Raw genomic sequence first — 20,888 nt, 5'->3', positions numbered from 1 at the left:
TGCCTCATCTTATTTCAATAAATTGTTAACTTTAAGCTATTAATATATCTATGCATAGCTTCATTTCCTTCATCGTTCCACTTAAAAACTCCACAATGCTCTAATACTTTAGTAAATACAATACCGATTTCGTTTTTTACAATATCATCTACAGTTTCAGTAGTAATATTTAAATTTTTTCTCTTAATTTCTTCATACCATTCTAAGTGAACTTTCATATTTTCATTGCTATAAATAGAATCTTTTTTAGTAGTTAATGATGTTTTTATAATTTCTAATTCATCTTTTAATCTAGCTGGCAAAACAGCAAGTCCTAAGACTTCTATTAATCCTATATTTTCTTTCTTAATATTATGAAGTTCTTTATGTGGATGAAAAATTCCATCAGGATATATATCACTAGTTCTGTTATTTCTAAGAACTAAATCTAATATGAATTTACCATCTTTCATTCTTGCTATAGGCGTTATAGTATTATGAGGAATAGAATTAGTAAAAGCATAAACATCAACTTTATTATCACTGTAATTTTTCCAATGATTTAAAATTTTGTTAGCTAATTTACTTAACTCCAATTTATTCTTACCTATTAATCTTAATACAGTTAATGGCCATTTTACAATAGACAATTCAATATTTTCATAATTTTTTAATTTAAATTTTATAAAATCTGGAGCTCTATCCATAGCAAATTCATAATTTCCACCTTGATAATGATCGTGAGTTAATATTGATCCACCTACTATAGGTAAATCAGCATTTGATCCTATAAAATAATGTGGAAACTTTTCAACAAATTCTAAAATTCTATCAAAGGTATTTTGAGTAATCTTCATTGGAACATGCTCACCAGAAAAAACAATACAATGTTCATTATAGTAAGCATATGGTGAATATTGTAAAAACCATTTTTCATCTTTCAAAGTTACTGGAATTATTCTAAGATTTTGCCTCGCAGGATGATTTATTCTTCCTCTATACCCTTCATTTTCCTTACATAATAAGCACTTAGGATATTTTGAATGTGGAAGATTTTTAGCAGCAGCTATAGCTTTAGGATCCTTCTCTGGTTTTGATAAATTAATTGTTATATCTAAATCACCATATTCTGTTTTAGATTTCCAAACTAAATTCTGAGCAATTCTATCTGTTCTAACATAATCACAAGATTTACTAATATTATATAAATAATTAGTAGCTTTCTCTTTTGATTTTTCATATCTAGAATTAAATTCTTTAATTACTTCAGAAGGTCTTGGCAATAAGGAACCCATTATTTTAGTATCTAGTAAATCTCTATATATAGGAGTATTAGATTCTAATATACCTTTTTCAAAAGCATAATTTAATATATTATTTAAAATATCAGTAGGCGTTGATAAATATTCATCATCTATATCCAAATCTTCATATTCATCTAAATTTAAAATATTTAATAAAGAATTTCTAATATATATTTCGTCTTCTTTTTTAAATAAATCATGATTTAATCCATATTGAATTAATCTTTTAATTTCTCTATAAATTCCCATAATAACACCTACTTATTGAATCCAGTTGGATTTTTTTTATGCCAATTCCAAGCTGAAGATATTATATCTTCAACATTAGTATATTTAGGCTCCCAATGTAATGTATTTTTAGCTTTTTCTGCAGATGCGATTAATCTAGCTGGATCTCCAGCTCTTCTTTCACAAATTTTAGCTGGAATTTCATGACCCGTTACTTTTCTTGCTGATTCTATCATTTCTTTTACAGAGAATCCATTACCATTTCCTAAATTAAATATATTACTAGTATTTTCTTTTCTTAAATAATCTACTGCAAGAATATGAGCATTAGCTAAATCTATTACATGAATATAGTCTCTAATACATGTACCATCGTCTGTATCGTAATCATCTCCAAATATAGATATAAATTCTCTCTTTCCTAGAGGTACTTGTAATATTAATGGTATTAAATGAGTTTCTGGACTATGATCTTCTCCAATATTTCCACTTACGTGAGCACCAGCAACATTAAAATATCTTAACGAAACATATTTTACTCCATGGGCAATGTCAGACCATTTCATCATTTTTTCCATAGCAAGCTTTGTTTCTCCATAAGCATTAGTTGGTTCAGTTTTATCAGTCTCAACTATAGGCATTTTAGTAGCTTCTCCATAAGTTGCTGCTGTTGATGAAAATACTATTTTCTTAACATTATTTGCTACCATAACCTTTAATAAAACTTCTGTTCCATGAACATTATTATTATAGTATTTTAATGGATTAGTCATACTTTCTCCAACTAATGAATTAGCTGCAAAATGTATAACTTCTGTTATATTATTTTCTTTGAATACTTTATCTAACTCTTCTTCATTTCTTATATCGACATTATAGAATTTAGCATTTGGATTAACTGCTTCCTTATGACCTGTTTCTAAATTATCTACTACTACAACTTCTTCTCCTTTTTCTATTAATTGATAAACTGCATGACTACCAATATATCCTGCACCACCACAAACTAAAATCATTTTAATACCTCCTAAATTTCTCTAGTTCCATTTCCAACATTGGCAATATAGAAACTAGCTTCATATCCTATTTTTTCTTTATAACCTTGTCCTACATTTTTTATAAAGTCATCAACATTATCTTTTTTTACTAAAGCAACTGTACAACCACCAAACCCTGCTCCAGTCATTCTAGCTCCTAAAACACCTTCGTGTTTCCAAGATAATTCTACAAGTGTATCTAATTCTATACCAGTAACCTCATAATCATCTCTTAGAGAAATATGTGATTTATTCATAAGCTTTCCAAAAGTAACCAAGTCATTGATTTCTAAAGCATCTTTCGCCATTAAAGTTCTTTGATTTTCATATACAGCATGTTTAGCTCTTTTTATTCTAATATCACTTTTAATTAGCTCTTTATTTTCTTCAAATTCATTTATAGAAAGGTCACCTAAAGAAGTAATATTAAGTTTAGCCTTTAATTCTCTTAAAGCCTCTTCACATTCGCTTCTACGCTCATTATACTTAGAATCCGCTAATCCTCTTCTTTTATTAGTATTAGCTATTATTAATACTTCATCTTTTAATTTTATAGGACAATAATTATAATTTAGTGTATTACAGTCTAGTAAAATTGCATTATTTTCTTTTCCCATTCCTATGGCAAATTGATCCATAATTCCACAATTCACACCAACAAATTTATTTTCTGCTTCTTGTGAAAATTTGATTAAATCAACTCTATCTATATTAAAGTTAAATAAGCTATCCATCATAACTGCAATTAATAGTTCTAATGATGCTGAAGAAGATAATCCTGCACCATTGGGTATATTTCCATAAACAGCTACATTAAAACCTCTGTTTATATTATAACCATGTTTTTTCATTACATCAATTACACCCTTAGGATAATTAACCCAATTATCATCTTTTTTATATTTAATATCATCTAAGGAAAATTCAATGATTCCTATTTCTTCAAAATTTCCTGAATACATTCTAACTTTACTATCATCTCTTAAGCTTATTACACCATAGGTTCCAAAGCTTAAAGCACACGGAAAAACATTACCACCATTATAATCAGTATGTTCTCCAATTAAGTTAACTCTTCCAGGTGAAAAAAATGTTCTTGTTTTATTATTATCTCCAAAAACTTTTTTAAAGATGTTATTGATTTTATCTCTCATAATATCGCTCCCCATTAAATATTTTATAATTATTTACAATTAAATATTATCATATATAGAAAACTATTTCAATGAAATTTTACTAATATTTTACTAATAATTTTACCTATTATTTTACTAAATAAAAAAAGGCATTTCTGCCTTTTTTTATGATGCTTCACTATTTTCAAATTGACTATTATAAAGACTTGCATAAAAGCCTTTCTTTTCAAGTAATTCTTTATGATTACCTTGTTCTATTATATCTCCATCTTTCATTACAAGGATTAAATCAGCGTCTTTTATTGTAGATAATCTATGAGCTATTATAAAGCTTGTTCTTCCATTCATTAGATTATCCATAGCTTTTTGGATTAAAACTTCAGTTCTTGTATCAACAGAACTAGTAGCTTCATCTAAAATTAGTATTTTAGGATCTGCAAGTATAGCACGAGCTATAGTCAATAATTGCTTTTGCCCTTGAGATACATTACTTGCATCTTCATTTAACTCCATATTATATCCATCTGGTAATGTTTTTACAAAGTGATCAACATGGGCTGCTTTTGCTGCTTCTAAAACTTCTTCATCAGTAGCATCTAATCTTCCATATCTAATATTATCCATGATACTTCCGTTAAATAACCATGTATCTTGTAGAACCATACCAAATACTTTTCTTAAATCACTTCTCTTAAATGAAGTTATATTAGTATTATCTAGTAAAATTTCTCCCGAATTTAATTCATAAAATCTCATAAGAAGTTTTACTATAGTAGTTTTACCTGCTCCAGTTGGTCCTACTATTGCGATTCTTTGACCAGGTTTAATTTTACTTGAGAAGTCATTTATTATAATTTTATCTTCATTATATCCAAAGTGAACATTCTTAAACTCAACCTCTCCTTTAATTTCATTTATATCTACAGGTGTAGATAAATTATCTAACTCCTCTTCCTCTTCAAGGAATTCAAAAACTCTTTCAGCAGCTGCTGCTGTTGATTGAAGAACATTAGCAATTTGTGCTGCTTGAGATATTGGTTGAGTAAAACTTCTTATATATTGGATAAATGATTGAATATCTCCAACTTCTATAGTTTTCTTAACTGCTAAATATCCACCTAATATAGAAACTAAAACATATCCTATATTACCTATAAAATTCATTATAGGCATCATCATGCCTGATAAAAATTGAGATTTCCAAGCCGAATTATATAATGTTTCATTTAATTCATTAAATTCTTTTACAGCTTTCTCTTCTCCATTGAAGGCTTTCATAATATTATGACCACCATAAATTTCTTCAACATGTCCATTTACGTGACCTAAGAAATTTTGTTGCTCTTTAAAATACTTTTGGGATTTTTTTACTACAAATGATATTAATATAGCCGATAAAGGAAGTATTAATACAGATACTAAAGTCATACTTACACTTATGGATAACATCATTATTAAAACACCAATTAGAGTAGTAAATGATGTGAAAATTTGTGATAAACTTTGGTTTAAAGTATTACTAACTGTATCAACGTCATTTGTAACTCTTGATAAAACTTCACCATGAGTTAATTTATCAAAATACTTTAAAGGTAACTTATTTATTTTAATAGAAATTTCTTTTCTAAGATTATAAGAAACCTTTTGTGCAATTCCAGACATTATATAACCTTGTATAAATGAGAAAAGAGCACTGATTAAATATAAAACTGCAAGTATAATAATTATTCTACCAATGTATTCAAAGTCTATTCCAGCTCCAGTTGTTCCTGAAACTTTGCTTACTAGACCTTCAAATAGTTTTGTTGTAGCCTTACCTAATATCTTAGGCCCAATTATTGAAAAGGCTGCACTTCCAATTGCAAAAATAAGAACTATTATTATTGATAATCTATATGGTTTTAAATAATTTAATAGTTTTTTGCTACTTCCTTTAAAATCCTTTGCTTTAGCGCCACCATGCATGGCTCCACCCATAGGGCCGCCAAAACCCATAGGACCTTTTTGTCTTTTATTACTCATGCATTAGCTCCTCCTTTGAAAGTTGTGATAATGCTATTTGTTTATAAACTTCACAAGAATCTAATAATTCTTTATGAGTCCCTTTTCCTACTATTTTACCTTCATCTAATACAATAATTTGATTTGCATCTTTTATTGTACTTATCCTTTGGGCAACTATTATCATAGTAGCATCTTTAATGTTTTCTTTAATAGCCTTTCTAAGATTAGAATCTGTTTTAAAATCTAAAGCTGAGAAGCTATCATCAAATATATATACTTCTGGTTTCTTAACTAAGGCTCTAGCTATAGAAAGTCTTTGCTTTTGTCCTCCAGAAACGTTAGAACCACCTTGTGAAATTTCAGTATTATATTTTTCAGGTTTTGCTTCTATAAACTCTGTTGCTTGAGATATTTTTGATGCAAACTCTATATCATTATAACTTGCATTTTCCATACCATATTTTAAGTTGCTTTCTATTGTTCCTGAGAATAAAACTCCCTTTTGAGGAACATAACCTATTTTGCTTCTTAATTTCTTTTGGTCTACATCTTTGATATCTATACCATCTAAAGTTATACTACCTTTTGTTACATCATAGAATCTAGGCATTAAGTTTATTAATGTAGACTTACCACTACCTGTACTTCCTATTATTGCAGTAGTTTCACCTGGCTTTGCTGTAAAACTTATATCTTTTATCACATAATCTTCAGCACCTGGGTATTTAAAGCTAACATTTTTGTATTCAACAATTCCTTTTTTATCTTTTGGAAATTCTTTAGTTCCGTTGTTCTTTATAGATAAATCAGTAAATAATACTTCACTAATACGATTTGCTGATACAGAAGCACGAGGAAGCATTATAGATATCATTGATATCATTAAGAACGACATTATTATTTGCATTGCATATTGCATAAATGCCATCATATCGCCAACTTGCATTGTTCCTAGGTCAACTTGATGAGAACCAACCCATACTATAAGAATAGTTAACCCATTCATTATAAACATCATAGCCGGCATCATCGAAGACATTAATCTATTAACAAAAAGATTTGTTTTTGTTAAATCTTTATTTGCCTTATCAAATTTTTTCTCTTCGTATTTCTCTGTACTAAAAGCCCTTATTACGAGCATGCCTATTAAACTTTCTCTTGTAACTAAGTTGACTTTATCAACTAATTTTTGAACTGATTTAAACTTTGGCATGGCTAAGCTAAATAATGTTCCTACTAAAACTAGTATTAATATTACCCCAACTCCTATAACCCAAGTCATATTTGTATCTGTTTTCAAGACCTTAAGTATACCACCAATACCTAAAATAGGTGCGTAGAATACTATTCTGAATAATAAAACCATAAGCATTTGAATTTGTTGAATATCATTTGTACTACGAGTTATTAATGATGCAGTTGAGAATTTATCAAATTCAGCATTTGAAAAACTTGTTACTTTTTCAAAAACATCTTTTCTTAAATTTTTACTAAGTCCTGCTGCAATTCTAGAAGATATAAGCCCAACTATTACAGCAGCCATCATGCTTATAAATGCTATACCAAGCATTTTAAGTCCAGCTATTATAATATAATTTGTTTGAAGCTTATCCGTATCAATTCCTATTGCATTATATTCATTTTTAACAAAGGAAACTGAAGCTTGTTTTAACATGCTTTCTGGCATTTCATCAAATTGAGAATTAATACTATCTAACATACTATTTAGATTTTCTTTTGGTATCATACTTAGAATTTCAAATGGATCTGCTCCTTCAGGTAAGTTCATTTTTTCATTATAGTCCCCTGATTCTAACCCTAAAACTATAAGCTCTGGCTTAGAAAGAAGACTATTTATTTTTTCTAAAGTATCTTCATCTTTTGAATTAATTTCTAATAAAGTTTCAGTTTCAAGACTTGGATACTTGTTAAGATATTTATCAAGATCTTTTTGAGATAAATTATCCTTATTTATAATTTTATAATTTTCTTTAACAAAATTATAATCATCCTCATTCATAAAAATAGAAAGCTTTTCAAGTTCACTTTCTCTTATTATTTTTGGAACTGAGTTTTCAATACCTCCTTGTTGTATTCCTACATTAACTATATTTGACATATAGTCAGGAAGGGATAGCTCACTAATTGCTTGAATAAATAATAGTACTATTACAATCGTTATTGAAGCTATAAATGGTTTTAAGTATTTAGTCAGCTTAAACATTAAATTAATCTCCTTTCAAATACAATTTATTCTGAATATATATTTATTATATTTTCATAACTATTATATGTCAATAACAATTATAGTTGTATAACTAAAAAAAATAATATATAATAGATATATAATTATCTAGGAGGGGTACTATGAGTAATTCTATGCCTAAAGAGATTGCGAATGATTTAATGACATTATTGTTTGAAATTCATAATAAATTATTCAAATTCAATGAAATAGGAAAAAATGATGTATTTCCGCCATCACATATAAAAACAATTTTTTATTTACATCACAAAAAATCAGTATCAATTTCTGATATTGCAAAATGCTTGGATATATCTAAATCTAATATGACTCCTATTATAGATAAACTAATAGAAGAGGATTTTGTGGAAAGGTTTAATGATCCAAAAGATAGAAGAAAAATAAATGTTCAATTAACTGATAAAGGTGAAGATTTTATAAAAGAAAAATTAAGTGATTTTAAATGTGTTTTATCAAATAAAATTTCAAGATTAGAAAATCATGATTTAGAACATTTAGGCGAATTAATAAAAGAAATGCAAAATATAATTATAAAATTAAAATGAGTATCAAACTATTTTGATACTCATTTTAATTTTATAATATAGAAACTACATCATATCCTTCTTCTTCAATAGCATCTATTAATATATTATTTTCAACCTCAGTTTCTACTACTGCCTTTTTATTATCTAGGCTAACTTCTAAAACATCAACTCCAGTAATTCCTTCTAAAGCTTCCTTAACATGTGCAACGCAATGGTTACAACTCATACCTTCAATATTTATTACTTTTTTCATTTAAAAACCCTCCTTAATATTATCTTGTTATTACTTTATCTAATATTTTCATTATTTCATTGATTTTTTCATCACCGTTACCATCTATGAATGCATCTTTAACACAATGAGATAAATGATTTTCTAAAATTATTAAATTTGCTTTTTTTAATAATGACTGAGAAGCAATTATTTGATTAGATATATCTATACAATATCTATCTTCTTCAATCATCTTTATTATTCCTTCAATCTGTCCCTTAGCAGTTTTTAACGATTGCAAAGCCTTCTTTCTTTCATTATTCATTTTATACCTCCCCACCCTCTAGGGGTGTCTATAAGTTAATTATAGTATTTATAAAATTTTTGTCAATATTTTTCCTATAGATAGGATTTCATTAAATAAATTACTTTATTCAAAATTATATAATAATAATTTTAATATTATTTTTAGTATAAAAAATTCAATTTTATCTATTTTAAATTTTAAATTTAATGTTATAATAATTAAGCATCTTAGATGTGGGTGGGCGAGGGAAAAAGAAAAGAGGTTTTACAGAAAGGATGGACAAATTATTTAAACTTAAAGAACACAAGACAAATTTTAAAACCGAGCTAATAGCTGGTTTGACTTCTTTTTTTGCCGCAGTATATATTGTTGTGGTTAATGCAAGTATATTAAGTGATGGAGGTATTTCTCAAGAGCCACTTATAATCGCAACTGTTCTAGCTTCCTTTATAGGGTGTTTATTGGTTGCACTTATAAGCAATTCTCCTCTTGTAATAATGCCTGGCATGGGCATTAATGCTCTTTTTACCTATACTATTGTATTAGGAATGGGATTAACCTTTAATCAGGCATTAGGAAGTGTGGTTATAGCTGGATTATTATTTTTAATTATTGCTATGACACCATTATCTAATATTTTAGATAATGCGATTCCAAATTCTTTGAAGGAATCAATTACTATTGGTATAGGCCTATTTATAACATTTTTAGGACTTCAAAAAAGTGGTCTTATTATATCTGACCCTTCTACTTTTGTAAAAATAGGAGAATTATCAAACCCAAGGATAATATTTTTTATTTTTATTTTTATACTAACAGTAATACTTTTTGCTAAAAATATTCCAGGTAGTTTTTTGATTAGCATTATAACTGGTACAATAATAGCAATTGTATTTAAATTTGTAGATGTGTCAAACTTAAACTTTACATTACCAAATTTTTCAGAGTACGAAACCATACTATTTAATATTGACTTAAGTGAAATTTTTAATTCTAAGTTTTGGATTGCAACATTTTCTTTAACTTTAGTTTTACTTTTTGAAAATATTGGATTATTACATGGGCAAATTAATGGGTTATTAAAAACTCCTGAAAAACAAAATAAGGCATTAAATGCAATAGCTTTATCAACAATAGCTTGTGGACTTTTTGGAACTAGTCCATCAGTATCTACAGTAGAAGGTACTGCTGGTATAGCTGCAGGTGGAAAAACAGGGTTAACTTCATTAATAACAGGTTTCTTACTATTAATATCTTTATTATTTATTCCTTTTATTAATATAATTCCTAATGAAGTAATTGCACCAATTTTAATAATAATAGGAAGTTTAATGATTAAAGGAATAGTTCATATTGATTTTAATGATATTTCAGAAGCAATTCCAAACTTTTTAATTATTGTATTAATTCCATTAACATTTAGTATAATAGATGGAATAGCTTTTGGATTTATTTCATATACCATAATGAAAATAGCAACTAAGAAGAATAAAGACATTTCTTTTTCTATGTATATAATATCAGTTATATTTATTATTTACTTTGTTTTAAATACAATTTAAAAGCTAGGGTTAAACCTAGCTTTCATTTTTTATAACTTTTAAGAAATCTTCCAGTATTAATGCAGTCATTCCCCAAATGTTATACTCACCATAATTATAAAATAAGGATTTATATATTCCTTCCTTGAATTTATATTTTTCACCTCCATTAATAAGGTGGAAAGGAAACTCTTTATTTCTATCAACATTCAATTTGCTTATTACTTTTAAAGGCTCTATTTTTAATAATTTATCTAATGAAGTTAAAAATATATGATCGACCTCATCAGTGTTAATATTTATATTATTGTAATTTTTTACATATCCTAAAAAAGGATGAATTATTAATCCATAATGAGTTACAAGTAAATTTAAAGGAGTAACAATCTCAAAATCATCAATATTTAAGCCTAGTTCCTCGCAAACTTCTCTTTTTACAGCATTTTCGGCACTTTCATCATCTTCAATTTTACCGCCTGGAAAAGATATATCTCCTGGTTGACTTCTCATATGGAAAGCTCTTACTTCAAATATTATATTTGTTTCATTATCTACATCTACCATCAAAATAGCAACAGCTGCTTTTTTCATAGTATCCCAACCATTAATATATGAAGTGGAATTGCTATATTTTTTTATTACTTCTTCTATCATATTTATACTTCCTTTATAATATAGTAAAAGCCTCCTAATTATTTTACTAAGGAGGCTTATATTTCTATTCTTCAATAATTTTATTTATAATTTCCACTCTTTCATCACCTAAGTATGGATATAACTTTGATGAAAATACTCCATCTTTATAAACTCTATCTCCATTTGCAGAAACTATTTTTCTAATTTTTTCTTCTAATTCCTCATAACTTATTAAGAACTCTAAATAATTGTCTATTAGATCCTTTAAACAAGTTGCTAATTCTTTTGGATTTTTATATACTGATCTCATGTTTGTCTCCTTATATTATCTAAAGTAATTATATAATTATTATAAAATTAATAATTAAAATTTTCTAGTATATTCTTATATTAATATCCTATTTTTAAAATAGATATTCCATTATTTTTAAGCCATTTTTCTGAATCTCTATAATTAGAAATAAAACTTTCAACTAAATTCCAAAAATCTTTAGAATGATTCATATGCTCTAAATGACATAATTCATGTGTTATTATATAATCAATAACTGAATATGGCATTAAGATAAGTCTCCAGTTTAATCTTATCTCTTTTTTACTATTGCAACTTCCCCAGCGTGACTTTTGATTTTTTATAAATACCTTAGAGGGAATTAAATTATAACTTCTAGATAAATTAGTTAATCTATTAATTAAAATTTTATTAGCTTGCACTAAATACCATTTAGCTAATAGAGTATTTATATATTCTTTATTTAAGTTCTTAGTTTTTATAAAAATAAATTCACCATTAATATCTATTTTTTCATTTTCAGATTCTTCTATTTGTTGAATATATTGATTTCCTAAAAATAATATTTTATCTTTACTATTTAAATAACTATTTTTAATTTTATTTATATTGTTTATTATCCATTTTTCTTTTTTTATAAGTATATCTTCTATATATTTATAACTTATACCTATTGGAGCATAAACAATTATTTCTCCATTAAAATCTAATTTTATAGAAATATTTTTTTTGTTTTTAAATAAGACAGTATAATAAAAAATATTATTGTTTAAACTAATAACTCTCTTCATATATACTAACTAACCTTATTTTTAGGTTTTGGTAAGAAAATAAAGAAAATAACTACAGAAATCACTGATAAAATAAATGCTAATATATACATTCCAAAATATCCAAAAATTCCTTGAATAAAGCTATATATTGATGGATATATAAAGTTTGATCCACCTGTGCTTAGAACAGATAATATGGCAAATGAAGTAGCTATTAATTCATCACTTAAAATATCTCTTAGATATTTAAATAAAAAACTTAAATATAATCCATACATAATCCCATGTAATTGATCACCAAGAACAATAAGTATTAAATTCCCAGATGAAAACATTAATATTTTTAGAGCTACAATAGATAAAGCTATTACCAAGGCATTCTTACTATTTGAATTACTAAAATATTTAGCAATTATCATAAAAGCAAAGAACTCAATAACTACTCTAAAGCTAATAGAAGCACTGTATATTTCATTTGCTTTATTTACATCTCCTACAACATCAACTAAATAAGAAGAATAAGCAAAATCTAATCCCATATAACTACCCATACCTAAGAAAACTACAATAATTAGTAAAACTATATTTCTATTCTTAAATAAGTCTCTAAAATTAACTTTATTTATATCTTCTTTTATTCTTACATTAACTTTAAATTTAAGCATAATAACGAAAAACATTGTTGCAACCATTACTAATGCTAAAATATGAAGAATTCTATATCCAAATTTATTAATAATAATTCCTGAAATAAAAACTATAATTGCATATCCAATAGAACCCCATTTTCTTACATCAGAAAATTCATATTTACTTTTTATGCATAGTTCTTCTATATAAACCTCAAATATTCCAGCTATAGAACCTAATATTGCTCCATAAAATGGTGCAAATATAATAGTTAAATCTTTATTAATCATCATTAGACCAATAATAGTTATAAAAACAAAAGCTAAATATGTTAATATAAATTTATTTTTGTTTTTAGATTTAGAAAATCTATTTGACAATATTGGCTGAAACACTAATGTAAAGAAAGCACCAATTGAAACAATTTTTCCAACTTCGCTTAATGATAAGCCTATTTCCTGATTTAAGTACGGAAAATAAAAGGTTGATAGAATACTAAAAACTCCAAATGTTAAAAAAGTAGTTATCCCATAATATTTTTTCATTTGTATTAACCTCCAAGATATTTTTCTTATATAATATAATAATTTTTAGAAAAATAAAAGGCTATCTAAAAAGATAGCCTAAGAATTTAATTATTTATTACTCCATAAGCCGTGTAGATTACAGTATTCTCTAACTCTATCTACATAACCTTTTACTTTAAATGTAGCCACAGGCTTTTCACCTGGAGTTAAGCTTTGTCTTTGAACTAGTCCATCTTTTGTTATTACTTCTATCCATTGGATAAAGTGTTCTGCTACCATAGGATGTTCAACTTCTCCAACCTTAACTACTAATTCCCCATCTTTTTCTTCAGCAACAGGTATATGTTTTTCAACTGCTGCATCAACAGTATTTTCATTTAATAATGTCATTGGTTTACCACAACATACTAAAGTACCGCCTCCAACATTTAAAATTTCAACCATGTTACCACAAACTTCACATTTGTATACTTGTAATTTTTCTATCATTTAAATCACTCCTTCATAATTATTTGTATGCTTTTACTTTACTACTTTTATCTAAAATTTACAATTTTTTTATTATACCTTTATAGCTTCTTCTGCTAGATTTCTTACATATACATAGTCATTTACTTCAAAATACTCATATTTTATACTGATTTTTGTATTATCTAATAATTCTAATTTTTTTTCAAGTAGTGATTCGGCTTTCATTGGTAGTTCTACATTTTTGTTATTTAAATAATCAATTATTAATAAGTTTGTGCTGTAGACATTTATACAATTGGCAGTTTTATCATTTAAAATTTCATTGATTCCATGTAAAATCGCATAACAATGAGCTTCTATTATAGTACCTTTTCCAACCATTTCTGAAAAAACCTTTTCTTCTCCTCTATCGTTCAATATTACTCCACCTATCCCTATACTGCTTTGTAAATTTCTTGTATTGTTACAAAATCCACTGACATAAAGTCTATATTTCATATATCCTCCACTTATAAACTTATACTTTATAAACTATTCCTAAATTTTATTTATTATTCTTAAAAAGTAACTAAAGTTTTAATTGCATTTTCTATATTTATATTTATACTTATACTAAATACTAATAAATAAGGAGGATATAATGGGTATATTAAAAGAAAATGATACTATTGGATTAATATCTTGTTCAAATGGATTAGATTATAATATGAAAGATAAAATTAATGAATTAATTTCTTTATTATCATCAATGAAAATAAATGTAATTAATTCTAATGCTTTATATAGAAATATTGATGGGTCAACTGCTAATGGAAAATTTAGGGCAAATGAACTTATGAGTTTATATGATAATAAAGATATTAAAGCAATCTTTGACTTATCTGGTGGAGACTTATGTAATGAAGTACTAGATTATTTAGACTATGAAAAAATAACATCTTCCCCAAAGCCTTTTATAGGATATAGCGATTTAACTGTAATATTAAACGCATTATATAGTAAAACAAGATTTATAAATTATAATTATCAATTAAGAAATTTAATTAGAGAAGATAGTAAAAATCAAATTAATTATTTCAAGGAAATATTTTTGTTAGATAAAGATATAATAAATCAGATTAATTATAAATTTATAAAAGGAAATTATATGGAAGGTATTGTGATAGGTGGAAATATTCGTTGCTTTTTGAAACTTGCAGGTACAAACTATATTCCATCATTTGAGAACAAAATTCTATTTCTAGAAGCTTTAAGTGGAGATGTTAACAAAATTTCTACTTTCATTGCTCAATATAAGCAAATCGGAGCTTTTTCAAAAATTAATGGTATTATCCTTGGTACTTTTACAGAGCTTGATAAAAAATATAATAGTAATTATATAGAAAAATTATTTTTAGATAAATTAAAGAACTACAATATACCAATAGTAAAAACTTCCGATTTAGGTCATTCTCCTAATTCGAAATTAATTCCTATTGGTAAGAATATTACACTAAAATAGATGACTTTTCCATTCTTGAAATAATATTTTATTAAAGTTATAATTTATATCATAGTAGACCTTTGTTTATTATAATATATCATTTGAGGTGAAATTATGTTAAAAGAAGAACTAAAAAAGAATGAAATAGCATCAATGAAGGCTAGAGATAAACAGAAAGTAAGTGTTTTTAGATTAGTTAATTCTGAAATTAAAGCTTATGAAGTAAATGAAAGAAAAGATGCTACAGATGAAATAGTAATAAAAATAATAGAAAAACAAATTAAACAATTAAAAGAAACTTTACAATATTCAATCCAATTAAATGATGAAGTTAAAATTGAAGAAGGTAATTTTGCAATTGATTTGCTTACCCCTTATCTTCCAGCACAATTAAGTGATGATGAAGTTAGAGCTATGTTAAAAGAAATAATTCAAAATGGAAATTTTGGACCTTCAGATATGGGTAAAATAATGAAAGAAATAATGCCTAAGGTTAATGGAAAGTTCGATAGATCTAAAATTAATCCTATGGTAAAAGATTTACTTAAATAACAAGAAATCCTCCTTTAATAGGAGGATATTTCTATTTTACTTTAAGTTTATCTAATTTATCTAATTTTTTATTATATATAAATATATAAAATGAAGCTGTAAATATTATAATATATCCAACAAAGCTTAAACTATCTGGAAGTACTCCAAATACTATAAAGCTTATTATAGCTGAAAAAATTATATTTGAATAATCAAATATCGATATTTCCTTTGCTGGGGCATATTTATAAGCTATAGTAATACCAAATTGACCTATACTAGCAAAAATTCCTGCCATTAATAAATAAAAAAGTTGTAAGGATGTCATAGGTTTATACACTAATATCATTAACGGGAATATAACTATTAAAGAAAATAATGAAAAAAAGAAAACTACAGTATAATGTTTTTCTTTTGATCCCAATGTTCTAAGGCATGTATAAGCACCTGCCGCAAAAACCGCACCTAATATTCCCATAATAAAAGGTAATAAATCTACATTAAAACTTGGTTTAATAATAAATAAAGTTCCCATAAAAGCAATAATAATAGCTATAACTTGTTTTAAATTTATCTTCTCTCCTAAAAATATAGCAGAAAATATTATTACAAAGAATGGACTCAGTTTATTAAGCATGTTTGCATCCGATAATATAAGTCTATCGATTGAATAATAATTAAGAACTATTCCTATTGTTCCTAATGCTGATCTTAATATTAATAACTTTTGACTTTCTTTTTTACCAAAAAAGCTTTCTTTATTTTTTATAATAAATATTAAAGCAACTATACATGAAACTAAATTTCTGAAAAAGGTTTTTTGAAATGAAGGTAAGTCACCTGCTAACTTTACAAAGGCTGACATTCCTGCAAATCCAAAAGCTGAAAATATAATGAAAATAATTCCTTTAACTCTATTACTTAAATTACCCATTTTATCACTCCTTTCTAAAATATAATACATCTATTTTAAATAAAAATCAAAAAGCCTCAGATATTTACTCTAAGGCTATTAAAACTATTCTTCAATTTGACTTATAAAGCTATCTTCTGTTTCTGCTTCAATATATTTTCCGTTAGCATATCCAATTAATAAGCCATCTCTTCCACCGCATTCTCCTATGCAACCTACTTCTACATTTTCAGCTCCAAATTTTAATTCTAATTTATCAATATCTACACCTGAACATACTGGACAAACTGATATCATAATTACTCTCCTTTTAACAATAAATTTATTAATTTAATTATATTAAGAATAATTATTATTTACAAACTCTAATTATCCAAAGTATTTCTTATTTTCTTTAGTTTTCTCATATTATCTTATTTATATTATAAATTTTGCAATATTAAATTTTATAAAATTAAATTTCATCAATAGTGTTTTTATTTAGTATATATTAAAAATAAAAGCAGACATTAATAGCCTGCTTTTAATCACTATATTTATTTATATGGAATTAAATTATTTATTACTAACTAATTTGACAGTATCTCTTGCAATCATAAGTTCTTCATTAGTTGGGATTTCATATACTTTAACTTTTGAATCTCCAGTTGATATTTCTTGAATTTCACCTCTAACTGAATTTTTTTCATCATCTATATTAAATCCAAAGAATTCAAGGCCTCTCAAACATTCTCTTCTTGTAAATGAGGAGTTTTCACCTATACCAGCAGTAAATACTATAACATCTACTCCACCCATTATACCAGCATAAGCAGCAATTTGAGCTCTTACTTTATAATGGAATATATCTAAAGCAAGTTTAGCTCTTTCATTCCCCTTTTCTGCTTCTGCTAAAACATCTCTAAAATCTGAGGATACTCCTGATATACCTAGTACACCAGATTTCTTATTTAATAATTCATCTATATCATTAATAGTATATCCATGTTCTTCTACTAAAAAACTAATAACTGAAGGATCTATGCTTCCTGATCTAGTGCCCATCATAACACCTGCAAGTGGTGTGAAACCCATTGATGTATCTATTGATTTCCCTCCCTTTACAGCAGCAAGAGAACATCCATTCCCTAAATGACAAGTAATTATTTTTAAATTCTTAATATCTTTTCCCATAACTTCTGCAACTTTTTGAGAAACATACATATGTGATGTTCCATGGAAACCATATTTTCTAATACCGTACTTTTCATATAATTCATATGGTAAAGGACAAATATAAGCTTCTTTTGGCATAGTTTGGTGGAATGCAGTATCAAATACAGCTACCATTGGTGTATTAGGCATAAGTTCCCTACAAGCTTCTATTCCTATTATATTAGGTGGGTTATGAAGTGGAGCTAAAGATATGCAATCTCTTATTGATTTTAAAACAACGTCATCTATTATAACAGAATGAGAATATTTTTCTCCTCCATGTACTACTCTATGTCCAACAGCTCCTATTTCGTCCATTGAATTAATAATATTATGTTCTTTATTTACTAATGCACTTAGTACATGTTGTATTGCAGCCTTATGACTCGGCATATCTTTTTTAATAATATATTTATCTTTGCCATCAACTTTTTGAGTCAAAATTGATCCATCAATGCCTATTCTTTCAACTAATCCTTGAACTAATGATTCTTCTGTTTCCATATCAATTAATTGATATTTTAACGATGAGCTTCCACAGTTAATTATTAATGTTTTCATTTAAATTCTCCTTTTTGTGTATTTATATCTTTAATTATATAATACACTAAAAATCTATATATTCAAATTGATAGATTATTGAATATTTTAGAAAAAACCTAAATATTAGCTAAATGAATCTTATTTCCATATAATTACCTCAATTTTACTAAAATTCTTATAATCTTCCATATATAATAACTACAAATTAAGTTGGTATATATGGAAGTCTAAGTTTTAATTAATCTAAGCTAGATCTGTTTCAATTAGAATAGTCTTCTAATTATTTTTCATCTATACTTATAAACATCAAAATACTTCGCCTGTCACTTGCAAAGTTTCCTTTAAGCAAATCATCATAATTTAACTTTTCTCCTTCAGCATACCCAAAGTAAACCATTCTAATATCTAAAGTTTGTAACATTTATATAATTATATAGTTTTTATTTTAATATACTTATAAAACTCTACTTTATTAAAAATTCAAATTTACCTTTTACAACATTACTTAAATCATTAGGATTTATTTTAATTTGTTGACCAATTTTTCCTGAACTAATAATTATAAAATCTAATTTTCTTGCACTTTCATGTATAAATATTTTATAATCATGCTTTAATCCAATTGGCGAACAACCACCGGTTTTTATTTATATACTAAATTATTTTATTAAATATTTAAACTGACATGATACTACATTTATTAAATCCATCGGATTTAGTTTAATTTGATAACCAATTTTTCCAGCACTAACAACAATAAAATCTAATTCTTTAGCACTTTCATGTATAAATGTTTTATATTCTCTTTTCTGACCTATGGGGGAACATCCCCCACGCAAATAACCTGTGTATTTCATTATATCCTTAACATGAATCATTTCCACTTTCTTTTCTCCAACTATTATAGCTGCTTCTTTCAAATTTAACTCTTTCGCTACTGGAATAACAAATACATATAATTCTCTACTTGTTCCTTGTAATACTAAAGTCTTAAATACATATTCCTTGTGAATTCCTATTTTATTTGCTACTGATATACCATCTATTTTGCCGTCATTACTTTTGTAAGTAAGTATTTCGTATGGAATATTTGATTTATCTAATATTCGCATTGCATTTGTTTTACTAATTTTTTCTTTAGACATAATACACCTCATAATATGGTTTTAATTTATATATATTAAATTGTATTATAGGTTCATAATTTGTCAATAATTAACTTATATAGTAGTATTATATTTAAAGAATTTATTGTTATGAATTCACAATTTCTCCTCCATTTACATGAATAGTTTCTCCAGTTATAAATGTAGCTCCATCACTTGCTAAAAAAACATATGCTTCCGCTAATTCTACAGGCTGAGCTGCTCTCTTCATAGGATTATCTTGGCCAAAAGTTGAAACTTGTGTTGCATTAAATGACGCTGGTATAAGTGGAGTCCATACTGGGCCTGGTGCAACTGAATTTACTCTTATACCTTTAGTAACTAAATTTAAAGCTAATGAACGAGTGAAAGAAGTTAAAGCTCCTTTTGTCATTGAATAATCTATTAATGTTTCATTGCCTTTATATGCAGTTATAGATGTAGTATTAATAATACAATCCCCTTTTGTTAAATACTTTAAAGCTTCTTTAGTTATAAAGAAAGATCCAAAAACATTAGTTTTAAATGTTCTCTCAAATTGTTCTGTTGTTATATCAGTTAAATTATTACATACATGTTGTTCAGCTGAATTATTTACAATAATATTAATTTTATTAAATTTATCTCTAACAGTATTAATCGAAGAAATACAAAATTCTTCATTACCAATATCCCCACTTATTAATAAACATTCTCCCCCTATAGATTCGATTTCTTTCTTTGTAATTTCTGCATCTTGATGCTCATTTAAATATATTATAGCGACCTTAGCTCCTTCTTTTGCATAAGCAATTGCTACAGCTCTTCCTATTCCACTATCACCACCTGTTATTATTGCAACCTTATCTTTAAGTTTTCCATTTAGAACAGAATTACTATTCTTAAAAATTGGTTTAGGATTCATATTTTCTTCTATTCCAGGTTGTACATTTTGATGCTGTGGCTGAAAGTTTTTAGGAAAATTATTATTCATTTTTATCCTCCATAAAGTTATATTCTTCTCCTAGTTTACTAGTTTTTACACTTTCTAAATAATTTGTTTTATTTACTATATTATTTTCAAATTTTTTGACAGCTATTTTTGTGAAGTTTCCAATGTTACTTATATCATTTAATGAATTTTTCATATTATTTGTCCCCTTTCTTTATATATTTATATCTATTATTCTATTATTTCTAATAAAATATACTTTTAATAAAATTT

24 protein-coding genes are annotated in these 20,888 nt (G+C 26.2%); 4 read left to right on the top strand and 20 right to left on the bottom strand.

Annotation, left to right across the window (positions count from 1 at the left end; genetic code table 11):
• Positions 1–14 precede the first annotated feature (14 nt).
• The 5 genes from galT to ACQPVP_RS07100 form a co-directional block, all read right to left on the bottom strand.
• Positions 15–1,532, bottom strand: coding sequence for a UDP-glucose--hexose-1-phosphate uridylyltransferase (gene galT, locus ACQPVP_RS07120; protein ID WP_430848555.1), 1,518 nt, complete (start codon positions 1,530–1,532; stop codon positions 15–17).
• Positions 1,533–1,540: 8 nt separating this feature from the next.
• Positions 1,541–2,527 carry a UDP-glucose 4-epimerase GalE gene (gene galE / locus ACQPVP_RS07115; protein WP_430848553.1) on the bottom strand — a complete coding sequence of 329 codons (987 nt, stop codon included), beginning with the start codon at positions 2,525–2,527 and terminating at the stop codon, positions 1,541–1,543.
• Positions 2,528–2,538: 11 nt separating this feature from the next.
• A complete protein-coding gene (locus tag ACQPVP_RS07110) occupies positions 2,539–3,702 on the bottom strand; it encodes a galactokinase (protein ID WP_430848551.1) in 1,164 nt (387 codons plus the stop codon).
• Between the two features lie 147 nt (positions 3,703–3,849).
• Positions 3,850–5,706, bottom strand: coding sequence for an ABC transporter ATP-binding protein (locus ACQPVP_RS07105; RefSeq protein WP_430848549.1), 1,857 nt, complete (start codon positions 5,704–5,706; stop codon positions 3,850–3,852).
• Entirely contained in the window at positions 5,699–7,912 is a 2,214-nt protein-coding gene (locus ACQPVP_RS07100) for an ABC transporter ATP-binding protein (protein WP_430848547.1), read from the bottom strand. Before ACQPVP_RS07100 ends, ACQPVP_RS07105 begins: the two co-directional genes overlap by 8 nt.
• 143 nt (positions 7,913–8,055) lie before the next feature.
• On the opposite strand from ACQPVP_RS07100, the gene ACQPVP_RS07095 reads away from it, so the two are divergent.
• Complete coding sequence (locus ACQPVP_RS07095) at positions 8,056–8,499, top strand: MarR family winged helix-turn-helix transcriptional regulator (RefSeq protein ID WP_430848545.1); 444 nt, start codon at positions 8,056–8,058, stop codon at positions 8,497–8,499.
• Between the two features lie 31 nt (positions 8,500–8,530).
• On the opposite strand, the gene ACQPVP_RS07090 is transcribed toward ACQPVP_RS07095, so the two are convergent.
• Together ACQPVP_RS07090 and ACQPVP_RS07085 are read right to left on the bottom strand one after the other, a co-directional pair.
• The gene (locus tag ACQPVP_RS07090) at positions 8,531–8,734 is read right to left on the bottom strand and encodes a heavy-metal-associated domain-containing protein (RefSeq protein ID WP_430838853.1); all 204 of its coding nucleotides are present in this window, start codon (positions 8,732–8,734) and stop codon (positions 8,531–8,533) included.
• Between the two features lie 19 nt (positions 8,735–8,753).
• On the bottom strand, positions 8,754–9,020 hold the full coding sequence (locus ACQPVP_RS07085; protein ID WP_430848543.1) for a metal-sensing transcriptional repressor: 267 nt from the start codon (positions 9,018–9,020) through the stop codon (positions 8,754–8,756).
• Positions 9,021–9,277: 257 nt separating this feature from the next.
• Here ACQPVP_RS07085 and ACQPVP_RS07080 point away from each other — a divergent pair, with 257 nt between their 5' ends.
• Entirely contained in the window at positions 9,278–10,564 is a 1,287-nt protein-coding gene (locus ACQPVP_RS07080) for an NCS2 family permease (protein WP_430848541.1), read from the top strand.
• Between the two features lie 15 nt (positions 10,565–10,579).
• Here ACQPVP_RS07080 and ACQPVP_RS07075 read toward each other — a convergent pair whose 3' ends face one another.
• The 6 genes from ACQPVP_RS07075 to ACQPVP_RS07050 form a co-directional block, all read right to left on the bottom strand.
• On the bottom strand, positions 10,580–11,197 hold the full coding sequence (locus ACQPVP_RS07075; protein WP_430848539.1) for an NUDIX hydrolase: 618 nt from the start codon (positions 11,195–11,197) through the stop codon (positions 10,580–10,582).
• A 64-nt stretch (positions 11,198–11,261) separates the two neighbouring features.
• Positions 11,262–11,489 carry a TIGR04540 family protein gene (locus tag ACQPVP_RS07070; protein WP_430848537.1) on the bottom strand — a complete coding sequence of 76 codons (228 nt, stop codon included), beginning with the start codon at positions 11,487–11,489 and terminating at the stop codon, positions 11,262–11,264.
• Between the two features lie 80 nt (positions 11,490–11,569).
• On the bottom strand, positions 11,570–12,262 hold the full coding sequence (locus ACQPVP_RS07065) for a M48 family metallopeptidase (protein ID WP_430848535.1): 693 nt from the start codon (positions 12,260–12,262) through the stop codon (positions 11,570–11,572).
• 5 nt (positions 12,263–12,267) lie between these two features.
• Positions 12,268–13,419, bottom strand: coding sequence for an MFS transporter (locus ACQPVP_RS07060; RefSeq protein ID WP_430848533.1), 1,152 nt, complete (start codon positions 13,417–13,419; stop codon positions 12,268–12,270).
• 90 nt (positions 13,420–13,509) lie between these two features.
• Complete coding sequence (locus ACQPVP_RS07055) at positions 13,510–13,890, bottom strand: desulfoferrodoxin (RefSeq protein ID WP_430848531.1); 381 nt, start codon at positions 13,888–13,890, stop codon at positions 13,510–13,512.
• A gap of 72 nt (positions 13,891–13,962) precedes the next feature.
• A complete protein-coding gene (locus ACQPVP_RS07050) occupies positions 13,963–14,370 on the bottom strand; it encodes a reverse transcriptase-like protein (RefSeq protein ID WP_430848529.1) in 408 nt (135 codons plus the stop codon).
• Positions 14,371–14,512: 142 nt separating this feature from the next.
• Between ACQPVP_RS07050 and ACQPVP_RS07045 the strand changes: the two genes are divergently transcribed.
• Entirely contained in the window at positions 14,513–15,373 is an 861-nt protein-coding gene (locus tag ACQPVP_RS07045) for a S66 family peptidase (RefSeq protein WP_430848527.1), read from the top strand.
• Positions 15,374–15,469: 96 nt separating this feature from the next.
• A complete protein-coding gene (locus tag ACQPVP_RS07040) occupies positions 15,470–15,907 on the top strand; it encodes a GatB/YqeY domain-containing protein (RefSeq protein WP_430848525.1) in 438 nt (145 codons plus the stop codon).
• Positions 15,908–15,938: 31 nt separating this feature from the next.
• Here ACQPVP_RS07040 and ACQPVP_RS07035 read toward each other — a convergent pair whose 3' ends face one another.
• The 7 genes from ACQPVP_RS07035 to ACQPVP_RS07005 all read right to left on the bottom strand — a co-directional run bounded on the left by ACQPVP_RS07035 (position 15,939) and on the right by ACQPVP_RS07005 (position 20,811).
• Entirely contained in the window at positions 15,939–16,823 is an 885-nt protein-coding gene (locus ACQPVP_RS07035; RefSeq protein WP_430848523.1) for a DMT family transporter, read from the bottom strand.
• Positions 16,824–16,907: 84 nt separating this feature from the next.
• Positions 16,908–17,099, bottom strand: coding sequence for a DUF1450 domain-containing protein (locus ACQPVP_RS07030; RefSeq protein WP_430848521.1), 192 nt, complete (start codon positions 17,097–17,099; stop codon positions 16,908–16,910).
• A gap of 258 nt (positions 17,100–17,357) precedes the next feature.
• Positions 17,358–18,557 (bottom strand): acetate kinase, encoded by a 1,200-nt coding sequence (locus ACQPVP_RS07025; protein WP_430848519.1) that lies wholly within the window; start codon positions 18,555–18,557, stop codon positions 17,358–17,360.
• A gap of 262 nt (positions 18,558–18,819) precedes the next feature.
• Positions 18,820–18,960: a hypothetical protein gene (locus tag ACQPVP_RS07020; RefSeq protein WP_430848517.1), complete on the bottom strand. Its 141-nt coding sequence runs from the start codon at positions 18,958–18,960 to the stop codon at positions 18,820–18,822.
• A gap of 238 nt (positions 18,961–19,198) precedes the next feature.
• On the bottom strand, positions 19,199–19,684 hold the full coding sequence (gene ybaK / locus ACQPVP_RS07015; protein ID WP_430848515.1) for a Cys-tRNA(Pro) deacylase: 486 nt from the start codon (positions 19,682–19,684) through the stop codon (positions 19,199–19,201).
• Positions 19,685–19,793: 109 nt separating this feature from the next.
• Complete coding sequence (locus tag ACQPVP_RS07010) at positions 19,794–20,657, bottom strand: SDR family oxidoreductase (RefSeq protein ID WP_430848513.1); 864 nt, start codon at positions 20,655–20,657, stop codon at positions 19,794–19,796.
• A complete protein-coding gene (locus ACQPVP_RS07005; protein ID WP_430848511.1) occupies positions 20,650–20,811 on the bottom strand; it encodes a hypothetical protein in 162 nt (53 codons plus the stop codon). The genes ACQPVP_RS07010 and ACQPVP_RS07005 overlap by 8 nt, the downstream gene beginning before the upstream one ends.
• Between the last annotated feature and the right edge of the window lie 77 nt (positions 20,812–20,888).

The organism is Clostridium nigeriense (assembly GCF_050585265.1).
Lineage (GTDB): Bacteria > Bacillota > Clostridia > Clostridiales > Clostridiaceae > Clostridium > Clostridium nigeriense_B.
Note: the sequence above shows the minus strand (reverse complement) of the source record. Positions and strands in the feature narration are given on the sequence as shown.

Coding starts and splice junctions, on each gene's coding strand:
- galT (WP_430848555.1), bottom strand. CDS start 1,532: ATGGGAATTTATAGAGAAATTAAAAGATTAATTCAATATGGATTAAAT.
- galE (WP_430848553.1), bottom strand. CDS start 2,527: ATGATTTTAGTTTGTGGTGGTGCAGGATATATTGGTAGTCATGCAGTT.
- ACQPVP_RS07110 (WP_430848551.1), bottom strand. CDS start 3,702: ATGAGAGATAAAATCAATAACATCTTTAAAAAAGTTTTTGGAGATAAT.
- ACQPVP_RS07105 (WP_430848549.1), bottom strand. CDS start 5,706: ATGAGTAATAAAAGACAAAAAGGTCCTATGGGTTTTGGCGGCCCTATG.
- ACQPVP_RS07100 (WP_430848547.1), bottom strand. CDS start 7,912: ATGTTTAAGCTGACTAAATACTTAAAACCATTTATAGCTTCAATAACG.
- ACQPVP_RS07095 (WP_430848545.1), top strand. CDS start 8,056: ATGAGTAATTCTATGCCTAAAGAGATTGCGAATGATTTAATGACATTA.
- ACQPVP_RS07090 (WP_430838853.1), bottom strand. CDS start 8,734: ATGAAAAAAGTAATAAATATTGAAGGTATGAGTTGTAACCATTGCGTT.
- ACQPVP_RS07085 (WP_430848543.1), bottom strand. CDS start 9,020: ATGAATAATGAAAGAAAGAAGGCTTTGCAATCGTTAAAAACTGCTAAG.
- ACQPVP_RS07080 (WP_430848541.1), top strand. CDS start 9,278: ATGGACAAATTATTTAAACTTAAAGAACACAAGACAAATTTTAAAACC.
- ACQPVP_RS07075 (WP_430848539.1), bottom strand. CDS start 11,197: ATGATAGAAGAAGTAATAAAAAAATATAGCAATTCCACTTCATATATT.
- ACQPVP_RS07070 (WP_430848537.1), bottom strand. CDS start 11,489: ATGAGATCAGTATATAAAAATCCAAAAGAATTAGCAACTTGTTTAAAG.
- ACQPVP_RS07065 (WP_430848535.1), bottom strand. CDS start 12,262: ATGAAGAGAGTTATTAGTTTAAACAATAATATTTTTTATTATACTGTC.
- ACQPVP_RS07060 (WP_430848533.1), bottom strand. CDS start 13,419: ATGAAAAAATATTATGGGATAACTACTTTTTTAACATTTGGAGTTTTT.
- ACQPVP_RS07055 (WP_430848531.1), bottom strand. CDS start 13,890: ATGATAGAAAAATTACAAGTATACAAATGTGAAGTTTGTGGTAACATG.
- ACQPVP_RS07050 (WP_430848529.1), bottom strand. CDS start 14,370: ATGAAATATAGACTTTATGTCAGTGGATTTTGTAACAATACAAGAAAT.
- ACQPVP_RS07045 (WP_430848527.1), top strand. CDS start 14,513: ATGGGTATATTAAAAGAAAATGATACTATTGGATTAATATCTTGTTCA.
- ACQPVP_RS07040 (WP_430848525.1), top strand. CDS start 15,470: ATGTTAAAAGAAGAACTAAAAAAGAATGAAATAGCATCAATGAAGGCT.
- ACQPVP_RS07035 (WP_430848523.1), bottom strand. CDS start 16,823: ATGGGTAATTTAAGTAATAGAGTTAAAGGAATTATTTTCATTATATTT.
- ACQPVP_RS07030 (WP_430848521.1), bottom strand. CDS start 17,099: ATGATATCAGTTTGTCCAGTATGTTCAGGTGTAGATATTGATAAATTA.
- ACQPVP_RS07025 (WP_430848519.1), bottom strand. CDS start 18,557: ATGAAAACATTAATAATTAACTGTGGAAGCTCATCGTTAAAATATCAA.
- ACQPVP_RS07020 (WP_430848517.1), bottom strand. CDS start 18,960: ATGTTACAAACTTTAGATATTAGAATGGTTTACTTTGGGTATGCTGAA.
- ybaK (WP_430848515.1), bottom strand. CDS start 19,684: ATGTCTAAAGAAAAAATTAGTAAAACAAATGCAATGCGAATATTAGAT.
- ACQPVP_RS07010 (WP_430848513.1), bottom strand. CDS start 20,657: ATGAATAATAATTTTCCTAAAAACTTTCAGCCACAGCATCAAAATGTA.
- ACQPVP_RS07005 (WP_430848511.1), bottom strand. CDS start 20,811: ATGAAAAATTCATTAAATGATATAAGTAACATTGGAAACTTCACAAAA.